The organism is Streptomyces sp. NPDC058534, assembly GCF_042717365.1.
In the GTDB taxonomy this organism is placed as follows: domain Bacteria; phylum Actinomycetota; class Actinomycetes; order Streptomycetales; family Streptomycetaceae; genus Streptomyces.
This window is the reverse complement of sequence record NZ_JBHXNW010000015.1, coordinates 76,036-89,204: the sequence shown is the minus strand read 5'-3', so window position 1 is coordinate 89,204 and position 13,169 is coordinate 76,036. Positions and strand designations below refer to the sequence as shown.

Below are 13,169 nucleotides of genomic sequence, written 5' to 3'. Positions count from 1 at the left end.
TGCCGGGGGCCCGTCGAAGAGGGGGTGCGGGTGGCGAAGCCCCCGCAACGCGCGGCGCAGCCGCGCAGCCGCGCAGAAACAACGATGGCGAGACAGGTTCGCGCTTTCCGCGAACATGCCTCGCCATCGCCAACGTGCGCCGCCAGGGACTCGAACCCCGGACCCGCTGATTAAGAGTCAGCTGCTCTAACCAACTGAGCTAGCGGCGCCTGCTGACGTCGTAGACCTTAGCATCCTGGTCGGCGTGGGGAAGAATCGAAATCCGCACCGCTGCGCGCGCGGCCCCCACGGCCGCCCAGAGCAGGATTTCCGGGCCCGGCAGCCACGGCATGCGGGTGTCCGGCGCGACCAGCCACCGTGATCCGGAACGGGCCGGCCGCCCGCCCGCCGGGGCCGGTACGGTCACCGCGTCCCCGGCGCCGTGACACAGCAGCGGCGGCACCGCGCCCGCACGCCCGTCCCCCCTGCCGCGGGCGCTCCACTCCTCCCACTCAAGCAGCGACGGCAGCCGCTGGGCGGTGCCCGGCGCGGCGAACAGCAGCATCCGGCCCCGGAACTCCGCCACCGGGCCGGACCCGGGGCCGTCGTCCCACATCCGGTCGAGCATCCGGCGCCCGAAGATCGCGGGGGCGCTCACCACGTCGAAGGCGGAACCGCACGGCAGGACGACCGGGGCCTCGGGCCGCTCCTCCCAGAGCGCGAGCGTGCTGCGCGGATACGCGCTCGCCGAGGCCAGCCAGGCGGCGCCGTCCGAGGTGACGTCCGAGACGTGGGGCGTGGCGTTGCGTGTGCTGCTCATGCCGCATACATCTACCGGGCGTGAGGGAGCGGCTCCGCTGGGTTGCGGAAAATGGGGACAGGAGGGTCGGGAAGGGAGTATCTTGCCCACCCCCCTGGCATATGCGGACGGGCTACTCCGCCGGCTCGCCGCGCATCAGATCGCGTCCGAACTCCACCATCTTCTTGGCGTAGTCCTCGGTCCACTCGGCGCGCTCGGCGATGTCCGCGGCGGTGAGCCGGTCGAACCGTCGCGGGTCGGCCAGCTGCGCCGCCGCGATCGCCTGGTACTCCATCGCGCGGTCCGCCGCCGCGCGGAAGGCGTGCGTCAGCTCGGTGGCCCGCTCCAGCAGGTCCCGGGGGTCGTCGATCGACTCGAGGTCGAAGAAGTGCTCGGGATCGGCGGCCGCCTCCGCCGGCTCGAAGAGCAGGGGCGCGGGGCGTAGCCGCGGTTCGTTCCGACGCGGCGTGGGCTCCGCCATGTCTTCTCCTCCTCGTACGTCACGACGACCCTCCCCCCGTGTGCGGGGGCACTCCGACGGAGTGGGCCACCGTCCATTGTCCCGCGCCCGCGCAAGAGGGCGGGGTGTGCCCGGCGCGGCGCCCCGGACACACCCCGCCGCTCGGGCGGGACCACGCGGCTCGCTAGCCCGCGTACGTCTCGAACTCGGCGACCTTCGGGGTGCCCGAGGCGCCGGTGATCTCGAAGGTGATCTTCGTCAGGGAGACCGCCGGGAAGCCGATCACGCCCGCCCCGCTGCCGGTGGCCAGGATGGCGCCGGTGCCGTGGTCGACGAGCCGGTACGACCCGATGGCGCCCTCGGAGCCCGCCGCCTCGCGGATGTCGACCTTGGAGACCGTGGTGGGGGACGACCACTTCACCGAGACCGAGCCGGTCGTCCCGGCCGGCGACCAGTACGTACCCATGTCACCGTCGCGCACGTTGCCGTAGCTGGTGCCGCTCGCCTTGGACGAGCCGTCGGCGCCGGCCCCGATGCTGAGGTTGGTGCCGCTGGGCGGGTCGGTCGGGTCCGGGGACGGCTCGGTCGGGTCGGTCGGGTCCGGGTCGGTGGGGTCCGGGGACGGGTCCGGGTTCTGCGGTGTGCAGCTGCCGTCCGACACCTTGAGCCCCTTGTTCGCGCCCGCCGTGGCGCTCACCACGTCCGGTACGCAGGAGGCGGCGTCCAGGCCGTAGGAGTACGGGATGGAGACCGTGGTGTTGGACCGCGGGTCGGGTCCGGCCGGGTTGGTGTCCTCGCCGGGCTCGGACCAGGTCACGTTGTCGAAGATGTTGCCGCTGACCTGCCAGTAGCCGGCCTGGTCGGTGTAGAAGGTGCCGAGGACGTCCTTGGAGTCCTCGAAGTAGTTGTTGTCCACCTTGGCCTTGGCGCCGGCCCGGGAGTTGATGCCGGACTCGTTGAGGCCCGCGTAGTGGTTGTTGTAGATGTGCGAGGTGCCGCCGCGCAGCAGGGGGGTGCGGGAGTCGATGTTCTCGTACTTGTTGTGGTGGAAGGTGACGTACCCGTTGGACACGTCGCTCTCGCTGGAGCCGATCAGTCCGCCGCGGCCGGAGTCGCGCAGGACGCTGTAGGACAGGGTCACGTACTGGGTGTTGTCCTTCATGTCGAAGAGGCCGTCGTAGCCCTCCGACTCGCCGCCCGAGGCCTCCAGGGTGGTGTGGTCGACCCAGACGTTGCGGACGTCGCTCTCCATGCCGATGGCGTCGCCGCCGTTGGACGTGGGCGAGCCCGACTTCTTGACGTTCCGGACCGTCACGTTCTGGATGATGATGTTGCTGGACTCCCGGATGTGGATGCCCAACTGGTCGAAGACGGCACCGCCGCCGACCCCGACGATCGTGACGTTGCTGATCTGCTTCAGCTCGATCTTGTCGGCGGCGGTGCTGCAGCTGTCGCCCGACACCTTGCTGGTGTTGCCGTGGTTGATGGTGCCCTCGACCTCGATGGTGATCGGGGTGGCGCTGTCCGCCCGGCCGCACAGGGCCTGGTGGATCGCGGTGCCGGTGGTGGCCCGGACCGTCTGCCCGCCCGCGCCGCCGGTCGTGCCGCCGTTCTGGGTCGCGTAGCCGGTGGCGCCACCGGCCGCTGCCGCCGCCTCGGGCATGGCCAGCACCACCCCGGTCGCGGCGGCGAGGGCCAGTGTGCCCAGCGCCGCCTGGAGTCGCAGCGCGACGGGTCGTCTCATCCTCGGTCTCCCCTTCGTCTTCACGTGCCGGAACGAATGAACTGTCGTGATCATGTCAAATCGACAGGTGGTTCAAGGCGGGAAAGCGCTTACTCGCCGTGAGAATAGGGTTCGAGCCGGGACCTGACAAGGCTTCAGGTATAGTCGGGTAGCGGAACACTAGCCATGAATATGAACCGCACCACCGTCGATGTGCACCCCGAGCGGAGCTGCGGTACGCTCAAGCTGCCTGATCACGGGGGTCAACCCCCAAGAACCGGCGATGCGTTGGTGGTCCAAGGAAAGACGCCCCACTTCCCGTGGGGAAATGCAGGTGCAAGGCCTGCCCAGCGCTCCACAGAGAACCCCGGCCCCGCAGCAGCGGGACCGGGGTTTTTCTTTGCGTCGGCCAGTGCACTCTTCGCATCCCAGTGCGTCGCACAGAAGAAGTGCCGTGACCTCGCCACAAAACAGCCCAATTCTGCTTCACATAAGGGCCGACGCCGGGTGAACAGTCGGCATTCCGTATAGCGAACGCGCTGTTCAGAGGTGCAACACCACCTGCCTGCAACCTACATGAGTAGGGCTGGCTACACGAGCACGCAGTGGCCGCGCGACGGCGCGCACACATATCGTGATCGCGTAATTACTTTCCGGCGCCCGTATTTGGCAGCCACTTCCCAAAATCCCTTTACGCGCCACCTCTTTAATCACTCATGAAAAGGCAGGTATCGCTGTGGCTGAATTCCGCAAATTTCCACTCACCTCCTATCAGCACGATATCTGGGCAGCCGAATCCCAGGCACCGAACAGCCCGCAGTTCAACGTGGTGATCGACGAGAGGGCCACCGGGGCTGTGGACGCAACCGCGCTACGCACCGCGCTCGCCCGGGCTTTGGCCCGCCATGACGCCTTCCGGCTGCGGTTCGGCGAGCGCGAGGGTGTGCCGTACCAGTGGTCGGCCGACCGCCCTCTGCCATCCGACCCACCCGGCGACACGGTGGACTTGCAGGATCTGTCCGGGCAGGCGGAGCCTGAAAAGGCCTGGGAGGAATGGCGGGAAGCCTCCTTCGTCCGGCCGTTCCCGCTGACCGGCGGCGCCCCACTGTTCCGCGCGGCAGTGGTACTGGAGAGCGCGGAGGTACTGCATCTCCATCTCAACGCACACCACCTGATCGCCGACGCCTGGACGCTCAACCAGGTCAGCCTGGACACCTGGACCGAGTACGCCCGGCTGACTGCGGACACGGCGTCCGACGGGCCGCCGGGGCCCGCCCCCTCGTATCGGGAGTTCATCGACACCGACGCGGCCTATCGGAAGTCTCCGGAGCGCGAGGCGGCGCGCGCGTTCCACCGGGCCTCGCTCGACGACGTCGCCCCGGTGCTCTTCCAGCGCTCCCCCGACCGGACAGCCCCCGGCGCCGCGCGACGCGGACACCACAGCTTCACGCTCGGCGGGGATCTGGTCGCTCGCATCCGGGCGGGCGGCTCGTCCCCCTTCGCCTATGTCAGCGCTGTCTTCGCGACGTACCTGGCCAGGATGCACCGCTCGGAGGAGATCGTCCTCGGTGTGCCGTTCCTCAACCGGGTCACTGACGAAGAGCGGGCCACGGCCGGTCAGTTCGCCAACAGTCTGCCGCTACGCATACCGGTGGCCGAGGACGCCACGCTGCGCGAGCTGGCCGCTCTGGTGCGGGAACGGGCCGATGCGGCACGGCCGCACGAGCGCCTGGCCCTCGGTGACGTCCTGCGCGACCTACCGGCAGACCCGGCGGGCTCCCGGCAGCTGTTCGACGTGGTCGTCTCCTATCTGCGCGGGCCGCGTCCCAAAGCGCCTGCCGGCGTGGCGCGGGACACCGCGATCACCGCCCCGGTCCACGAACAGGACGCCCTCTCGGTACTGATCCGGGCGTTCGACGACGACGCCGACCTCCGGATCGAGCTGGACTACGCCACGGATGTCTTCGACACCGGCTTCCGCATCGAGGCGGTCGCCGGCCATCTGCTGGCCCTCGCCGGGGCCGGACTGGACGAGCCCGAGCTTCCCGCGCTGAAGCTGCCGCTCCTCACCGCGGCCGAACGGCGGGAGCTGGCCGGGACGCAGCTGGGGCCAGAGGTGGCGTACCGTTCGGACGCCACCGTGCACGGGCTGTTCGAGGAGCAGGCCGCACGCACACCCGACCGCGTCGCCGTGACAGCGGCCGACGGCGACGCAGTGACCTTCGCCGAACTGGAACGGCAGGCCAATCGCGTCGCACACGCCCTTCGGACCGCGGGGGTAACCGGGGGCGACCGAGTCGCCGTACTGCTGGAGCGCGGGCCGCTCACCGTGCCGGCGCTGCTCGGTGTGCTGAAGTCGGGGGCCGCCTACGTGCCCGTCGACCCCGGCTACCCGGCCGAGCGCATAGCCTTCATGCTCCAGGACTGCGGGGCCGGAGCTGTGCTCACCGGCCCCGGCGCACCCGAGCCCGACGTGCCGGCAGGGGTTCCCGTGCTGGCGGCGGACCGGCTGGTGGACGAGGGCCCCACTGGGCGACCGGAGCCGGTGACCGGGCCCCGGGACCTGGCGTACGTCATCTACACCTCGGGCTCCACCGGGCGGCCCAAGGGCGTCATGGTCGAGCACCACTCGGTGGTCAACCGGCTGGCGTGGATGCAGGAGCGCTACCCGGTCGGCGCCGGTGACACCCTGCTCCAGAAGACCCCCGTCTCCTTCGACGTGTCGGTGTGGGAACTCTTCTGGTGGGCCGTGGAGGGCGCGGGGCTCGCGCTGCTGCCGGCGGGCGGTGAGCGCGACCCCCGGGCGCTGCTGCGCACCGTCGCCGAACGCGAGGTGAGTGTGCTGCACTTCGTGCCCTCGATGCTGGGGCCGTTCCTGGACCTCCTGGAGGCGGAACCCGCGCTGGCCGGGCAGGCGGCTAGCCTGCGGCAGGTTTTCTGCAGCGGCGAAGCCCTGCCCGCCGCCAGGGTGGAGCAGTTCGCCCGGGTGCTGGGCTCACTGCCCGGCGGCCCGGCGCTCACCAACCTCTACGGCCCCACCGAGGCCACCGTGGACGTCTCCTACCACGACTGCCCCACCATCCCCGGGCAGCCGGTGCGGCGGGTGCCTATCGGCCGTCCGGTCGCCAACACCGCCCTCCGGGTGCTCGATCCGTACGGCGATCCGCAACCCGTCGGCATACCCGGTGAGTTGTGCATTGGCGGCGTCCAGGTGGCACGCGGATACCTGGGGCGGCCGGAGCTGACCGCCGAGAAGTTCACCGAGGACCCGTACGCGCCCGGCGGCCGGCTGTACCGCACCGGTGACCTCGCCCGGCTCCTCGCGAACGGCGAGATCGAGTACATGGGCCGGATCGATGGCCAGGTCAAGGTCCGGGGCAACCGGGTCGAGCTCGGCGAGGTGCAGAACGCCCTGGCGTCCATCGCCGGGGTCCGCGACGCCGTGGTGGTGGACCACCACAGCGCCGACCTCGGCACCCGGCTGATCGGCTACTACGTCGCTGACGAGGAGCGCGATCCGGTGGCTCTGCGCCACGAAATCGCCCGCACCCTGCCGGAGTTCATGGTCCCGGCTGTCTTCGTACGCATCGCCGCCGTGCCCCTCACGCCCAACGGCAAGGCCGACCGGCGTGCTCTGCCGGCGCCCGTGACGGCGGCCGGCCCCCGGGTTCACACCGAGCCGCGGAACACCACCGAGGCCGCCTTGGCCGGCGTCTGGGCCGAGGTTCTCGGAGCGGAGCGGGTCGGGGTCCACGACGACTACTTCGCGCTCGGCGGCGACTCGATCCTGATGCTGCGGGTCCGGGCCCTGGCCGAGCGGCGCGGTTACCGCTTCGATCTCAGCGACCTCGTACGCAACCCCACCGTCGCCGCGCTGGCGCCGCTCACCACCACCGGCGACCTGTCCCCCGAGGAAGCCGCACCGGAGCCGTTCGCACTGGTGTCCGGCGTGGACCGGGCCGGGCTCGAGGGATACGAGGACGCCTGGCCCGCCAACCGGCTCCAGCTCGGGCTGCTCTTCCACAGCCGGGTGGAGCCGGACTCCGGGATCTACCGCGACGTCTTCCGCTACAGCCTCGCCTTCACCACCTGGGATCCCGAGGCGTTCACCGCGGCCCACCGGCTGCTGGTCGCCCGGCACCCGGCGCTGCGTTCCTTCTTCGACATCGGCCGCCACGCCGAGCCACTGCAGATCGTGGACGCCACGGCGGAAGGCGCCCTGGACATCGTGGACCTGCGGGACGCGCCCGTGCAGGAGGCGGAGGCGGCCATCGCGGCACACGTCGAGGACCGCCGGCACCACCGGTACGTCTTCGAGCGCGCCCCGCTCCACCACCTGCGGGTCCACGTTCTGCCGGGGAGCGTCGAACTGGTGCTCAGCTTCCACCACGCCATCCTGGACGGCGGCAGCGTCGCCACACTGATGCGCGAACTCCTCCAGGACTACGCCCATCTGCTGGGCGAGCCGATCGGTGCCGTCCCGGAGACGCCGGCCACGATGGCGGCCCATCACCTGCTGGCCGAGCGGCTGTCCCTGCGGTCCGAAGAGGCCCGGGATCACTGGGCCGGCTATCTCGCCGGGGCGCCCCAGCTCCAGCTGTCCGGCTTCCGGCCGCACGAGGCGCCCGGCGCCGGCGAGCAGATCAGCCGCCGGGTGGAGCTGCCCACCCCGCTGACCGACGCCGTGCGGGAGTTCTCCCGTCACCACACCGTGCCGGTGAAGTCGGTGCTGTTCGCCGTCCATCTGCTGACCCTGCGCATGTTCTCCGGCGGGGAGGACCTGGTGACCGGCCTGGTCACGCACGGCCGGCCCGAGCTGGAGGGTGCCGAACGGGCCGCCGGGCTCTTCCTCAACACCATGCCGGTCCGGGTGACTGGCACCCCGGAAAGCTGGCTCGGCGCCGTGCGGGAGGCGTTCCGCCAGGAGCAGGAGACCCACCCGTACCGCCGCTATCCGCTCAGCGCCATTCAGGAGGACCTGGGGCACGGAGTCCTGGACACGGCCTTCAACTACATCCACTTCCGCCAGCTGGCCGAGGTGTTCGCGCTGCCCGGCATCCGCTCGCTGGACTTCCGGACCTGGGAGGAGACCAACTTCGCGCTTCTGGTCAACGCCTTCACGGAACCGGACGGCGATGGGATCTGGCTGCGCATGGACTACCAGGGCCGGCTCTTCACCGAGGCCCAGGCCGAGCTGCACGGGCGGGTCTTCACCAGCGTCCTGGAGCGGGTCGTGCGGCACGGCGACGAGCCGGTGGACTTCGGCTTCCTGGCCGAGCCCGCGCGGCGGGCCCCCAGCGCCCGGCCCGTGCCCGACGTAGTGCGCGTCTTCGAGGAACAGGCCGCCCGCACACCCGGCGCGGTCGCGCTCGTCCACGGAGACCGGCGCTGGACCTACGCCGAGCTGGCGGACGCCGCCGACCGAGCCGCCCGGCGGCTGGTCGGGCACGGTGCGGGTGCCGGCGCCCGGGTGGCCGTCGCCATGGAACGCTCGCCGGAGACGGTCGCCGTCCTCCTCGGTGTGCTGAAGGCTGGCGCCGCCACCGTGCCCGTGGACACGGCCTATCCGCGCGAGCGGATCACGGCGATGCTGGATCAGGCCGACCCGGTGGCCGTGGTCACCCACGCCACCACCGAGACCGACGCGTCCCACACAGCGCAGCGGCTCGGGGGTGGCCGGGGAACGCCGCTCGTCCGGGCCACCGCCCTGCTCGACCCGACACCGGAGCAGGAAGTCACCGAGAGCGAGCCGCCAGCCGTCCTGGACCCCGAGTCCGTGGCGTACCTGCTCTTCACCTCCGGCTCCACCGGCGCGCCCAAGGGCGTGGAGATGCCGCACCGGGCGCTGGCCAACCTGGTCGCCTGGCAGAACGGCCGGCCCAGCGGCGTCACGGGTGGCGTCACCGCCCAGTTCGCGCCGTTGAGCTTCGACGTCTCGTTCCAGGAGATCTTCTCCACCCTGTGCGGCGGAGGCACCCTACTGCTCCTGTCCGAGGGGCAGCGCCGCGACCAGCCGGCCCTGCTGCGACTGCTCGACCGCGAACGGGTGGAGCGGCTCTACCTGCCATACGTCGCTCTCCAGCAGCTCGCCGAGACGGCGCAGGCGCTCGGCACGGTCCCCGGCTCGCTCAAGGCGATCCTCTCCTCCGGAGAGCAGCTGAGGGTCACCGACGAGATCCGGGCCCTGTGCGCCGCCCTGCCCGGGGTGCTCCTGGAGAACCAGTACGGGCCAACCGAGTCGCATGTGGTGACCAGCCACACCATGACCGGGGACCCCGCGGCCTTCCCGCCGCTGCCACCGATCGGCACGCCGGTCGACGGGTCCGAGGTACTGGTCCTGGACCCGCGGATGCGCCCGGTACCGCCGGGGGTCACCGGTGAGATCCATCTCGGCGGGGTCTGCCTCGCCCACGGCTACGCAGGCCGGCCCGACCTCACCGACGAGCGGTTCGTCCCCAGGCTCGGCGGCTCCCCCGGCGAGCGGCTCTACCGCACCGGCGACCTCGGATACGTCCTGCCGGACGGGTCGGTGGTCTGCACCGGACGGTCCGACTCCCAGGTGAAGGTGCGGGGTTACCGCGTGGAGCCGGCCGAGGTGGAACTGGCCATCACCGGCTTCGCCGGCGATCACCCCGGGCTGTCGGAGGCGGCTGTGGTCGCCCGGCGCCGTGACGGCAACGACTCGTTCCTCGCCGCGTTCCTCGTCGGCGACCAGGAAAGGACCGACCTGCCGCAACTGGTCAAGCAGCTGCGCGCGGTGCTCCCGGACTATCTGGTGCCCTCGCACTTCCAGTGGGTCGACGCGCTGCCGCTCACCCCGAGCGGCAAGCGCGACGACAAAAGCCTGCGGGAGATGCCGCTGACCAGCACGGCCGGCTCCGGGGACACGACCGCGCCCCGGGACGCCTACGAGTCGGCGCTCGTCGAGATCCTGCGCGAGTTGCTGGACGTGCCGGAACTCGGCGTTCACGACGACCTCTTCGCCCTGGGCGCCACCTCCCTGACCGCGATGCGGCTGGTGGTGCTGATCGAGCAGCGGTACGGAACGGCCATCCCCCTGTCCGAGTTCGTCGCCGCGCCCACGGTCGCCGAACTGGCGGCCCGGCTTCGGGCCGGCGGCTCCGTGGCCGGCTTCGACCCACTCGTGCCGATCCGGACCGAGGGCACCGAACGCCCGCTGTTCTTCGTCCACCCGATGGGCGGCAACGTCCTGTGCTACGTCCGGTTCGCCCGCCACCTGCCGGCCGACCGCCCCTTCTACGCCCTGCAGGCGGCGGGCGTGGACGCGGGTACCGAACCCCTGCGGAGCGTTCCGGAGATCGCCGCGAGCTATGTGGCGCGCATCCGTGAGGTGCAGCCAGAGGGGCCGTATCTGATCGGCGGCTGGTCCTTCGGCGGCTTCGTGGCCTTCGAGATGGCCCGGCAGTTGCGCGCGCAGGGGCAGGAGGTACGCAGGCTGGTGCTGCTGGACACCACCGCCCTCAACCCGGGCCGCCGGCTGCGCACCAGCGACGACGCCCTGCTGAGCTGGTTCTTCTGGGAGCTGCTCTGGCTGCGGCGCGGCGGCGACTCGCCTCAGGAGGTGATCCCCGCGGAACTGACCACACTTGAGGAGAAGTTCGACTTCATCGCGCGGCTGGCGGTGGAGGAGGGGGTCCTGCCTGCCGGTGCCACCGGGGCGGTCGTCCACCGGCTGTTCCAGGTGTACGAGGCCAACTGGCGGGCGGCGTTCGCCTACCGGCCCGACGTGGTCGAGCAGGACATGGTCCTCATTCATGCCACCGAGCCTCTGCCCGAGGTGCTGGACACCATGCACACCGCCATCCAGTCGATGCACCGCGACCCCACCAACGGTTGGCGGGAGCGCACCAGCGGCCGGCTGACGGTGGTCGACGTGCCCGGCGACCATCTGACGATCATGGAAGAGCCGCATATCGCGCACGTTGTCCGGGTCGTCAACGAACTGATCGGGGAGTGAGATGGGAGCCGAACGTGAGGGGAGCACAATGAGCAGGCGCAAGGCCATCGTCGTCGGAGCCGGTATCGGCGGCCTGACCGCGGCCGCCGCCCTGCGGGACGCCGGCTGGGAGGTGGAGATCCACGAACGGGCCGCGGAGTTGCGAGCCGCCGGTTCCGGACTGTCCGTGATGAGCAACGCCATCAAGGCGCTGCGCACCATCGGTCTGGACCTCAGCCTGGAGAAGCGCGGCCAGGTGCTGGAGTCGTACCACGTGCGTACCGCGCGCGGCCGGTTGATCAGAGAGTTCCCGTTTCCCTCGATCATCCACCGTCTAGGGGTTCCGAGCGTGCTGATCACCCGCTCCGCTCTCCAGCAGGCGCTGCTGGAAGCGACCGCGGGGATCCCCCTCACCCTGGACTCCACCGCCCGGGACTTCGTCACCGACCCCGACTCCGGCGAGGTGACAGTCCGCTTCACCGACGGCCGGGAGGCCCGGGGTGACGTGCTGATAGGTGCCGACGGTTTTCAATCCGCGATCCGGCGGCACCTGGTCGGTCCCGAGCACTCCCGGGACAGCGGCTATATCGTCTGGCTGGCACTCACCCCGTTCAGCCACCCCCGCTTCACCCCCGGCTCGGTCACCCACTACTGGGGAAGCGGCCAGCGCTTCGGCCTGGTCGACATGGGTGGAGGGCTCCTCTACTGGTGGGGCACGAAGAACATGCCGACGGCGCGCTCACACGACTGGCGGGGCGGCAAGGACGAGGTGGTACGGGCGTTCGCCGGCTGGTCCGAGGAGGTCGAACAGGCCATCGCCGTCACCCCCGAGGCGGACATCCTGGCGGTGCCCTCACGCGACCGGGTCTTCCTGGAAAGCTGGGGCCGCGGTCCGGTCACCCTGCTCGGTGACGCCGCGCACCCGATGCTCACCAGCCTGGGCCAGGGCTCAGGCATGGCGATCGAGGACGCGGCGGTGCTCGCCCGCCGGCTGCACGGCGCCACGGACATACCGGCGGCGCTGCGCGCGTATGAGGACGAGCGCCGCGAGCGGACCCGGGCCATGGTGGCCTCCTCCCGTTCGGTGAGCGACTTCGAGCAGTCGGAGAACCCGGTGCGCCGTCCGATCCGGGACGCGTACTTCCGCTTCATACCGGACCGGAAACTGACGGCCACCCTGGAGCAGTCGCTCACCTTCGCCGTGGACGCACCCGTGCTCGCGGACGCCGTAATGACGGAAGGAAGCCCATGACCTTCACGAATACACCAGCCCGCCGGGGCCAGGACCCGGACTCCGGGCCGCGGACCGTCCCGAGGGCCGGCACCCGGCCCAGCGCGGTGGTGCCGCACGGCCGCGGCGTACTGGTCACCGGGGCTTCCAGTGGACTTGGGCGGGCCACCGCGCTCCATCTGGAGGCGTGCGGATTCCAGGTGTTCGCGGGAGTCCGCCGGGACACCGATGGCCACGACGTCACGAAAGCGTCCGCACACGGCCGCGTCGAGGCGGTACGGATCGACGTCACCGATGCCGAGTCCATCCGCTCGGCGGCCGAGCAGGTGGCCGGACGGCTGGGCTCCGACAAGGCTCTGTGGGGCCTGGTCAACAACGCGGGGGTATGTGTCTCCGCACCGCTGGAGTGCGTACCGGTGGACCGGTTGCGCTGGCAGCTGGAGACCAACGTGGTGGGCCAGCTCTCCGTGGTCCAGGCCTTCCTGCCCCAGTTGCGCCGCTCCCGGGGCCGGATCGTCAACGTCACCTCGGGTCTGGGCACGGTGGCGCTCCCCTACCTGGGGGCGTACGCCGCCGCCCAGTACGCCAAGGAGGCCATGAGCGACGTACTGCGCCGCGAGTTGAGCGGCTTCGGTGTGTCGGTGAGCGTCGTGCAGCCCGGCGCGATCAACACGCCGATCTGGGGCAAGGTGAGCGAGGTGGCCCGGGAGGCGCTGAGCCACGCGGACAGCCAGGTGGCCGCACTGTACCGGGACAACTTCACCCGTTTCCTCGCGGGCAACGAGCAGGGCGCCGAGGAGAGCGAGACCACTCCCGGGGACATGGCCCGCGCCGTCGCGCGCGCGCTCATCGAAGCCCGGCCCCGGACCCGCTACCGGGTCGGCGCCGATGTCCGCAAGCTGGCGGTGCTGGCCCGGCTGCTGCCGGACCGGCTGCTGGACAGGTACCTCCGTCCGCTGAGCGGCTGACGGTCACCGCCCCGGGGGGGGGGGGGGGGGGGGCGCGGGGGGGGCGCGGGGC

General features: G+C 71.1%; 6 protein-coding genes and 1 tRNA gene. 3 read left to right on the top strand and 4 right to left on the bottom strand.

Annotated features, from left to right (window positions below):
* Positions 1–135 precede the first annotated feature (135 nt).
* The 4 genes from ACFWR9_RS12250 to ACFWR9_RS12235 form a co-directional block, all read right to left on the bottom strand.
* Positions 136–209 (bottom strand) — tRNA-Lys (locus tag ACFWR9_RS12250).
* Complete coding sequence (locus ACFWR9_RS12245; protein ID WP_383839567.1) at positions 200–799, bottom strand: bifunctional DNA primase/polymerase; 600 nt, start codon at positions 797–799, stop codon at positions 200–202. Before ACFWR9_RS12245 ends, ACFWR9_RS12250 begins: the two co-directional genes overlap by 10 nt.
* A 112-nt stretch (positions 800–911) precedes the next feature.
* Positions 912–1,259 carry a hypothetical protein gene (locus ACFWR9_RS12240; RefSeq protein WP_383839564.1) on the bottom strand — a complete coding sequence of 116 codons (348 nt, stop codon included), beginning with the start codon at positions 1,257–1,259 and terminating at the stop codon, positions 912–914.
* Between the two features lie 163 nt (positions 1,260–1,422).
* On the bottom strand, positions 1,423–2,982 hold the full coding sequence (locus ACFWR9_RS12235; protein ID WP_383839561.1) for a polysaccharide lyase family 1 protein: 1,560 nt from the start codon (positions 2,980–2,982) through the stop codon (positions 1,423–1,425).
* 715 nt (positions 2,983–3,697) lie between these two features.
* Here ACFWR9_RS12235 and ACFWR9_RS12230 point away from each other — a divergent pair.
* The 3 genes from ACFWR9_RS12230 to ACFWR9_RS12220 are packed head-to-tail and all read left to right on the top strand — an operon-like array spanning position 3,698 to position 13,117.
* Positions 3,698–10,939, top strand: a complete 7,242-nt coding sequence (locus ACFWR9_RS12230; RefSeq protein WP_383839558.1) for an amino acid adenylation domain-containing protein — start codon at positions 3,698–3,700, stop codon at positions 10,937–10,939.
* A 28-nt stretch (positions 10,940–10,967) separates the two neighbouring features.
* Positions 10,968–12,170 carry an FAD-dependent oxidoreductase gene (locus ACFWR9_RS12225; RefSeq protein ID WP_383839554.1) on the top strand — a complete coding sequence of 401 codons (1,203 nt, stop codon included), beginning with the start codon at positions 10,968–10,970 and terminating at the stop codon, positions 12,168–12,170.
* Entirely contained in the window at positions 12,167–13,117 is a 951-nt protein-coding gene (locus ACFWR9_RS12220; protein ID WP_383839551.1) for an SDR family oxidoreductase, read from the top strand. The genes ACFWR9_RS12225 and ACFWR9_RS12220 overlap by 4 nt, the downstream gene beginning before the upstream one ends.
* Positions 13,118–13,169 lie beyond the last annotated feature (52 nt).

Coding starts and splice junctions, on each gene's coding strand:
- ACFWR9_RS12245 (WP_383839567.1), bottom strand. CDS start 799: ATGAGCAGCACACGCAACGCCACGCCCCACGTCTCGGACGTCACCTCG.
- ACFWR9_RS12240 (WP_383839564.1), bottom strand. CDS start 1,259: ATGGCGGAGCCCACGCCGCGTCGGAACGAACCGCGGCTACGCCCCGCG.
- ACFWR9_RS12235 (WP_383839561.1), bottom strand. CDS start 2,982: ATGAGACGACCCGTCGCGCTGCGACTCCAGGCGGCGCTGGGCACACTG.
- ACFWR9_RS12220 (WP_383839551.1), top strand. CDS start 12,167: ATGACCTTCACGAATACACCAGCCCGCCGGGGCCAGGACCCGGACTCC.
- ACFWR9_RS12225 (WP_383839554.1), top strand. CDS start 10,968: ATGAGCAGGCGCAAGGCCATCGTCGTCGGAGCCGGTATCGGCGGCCTG.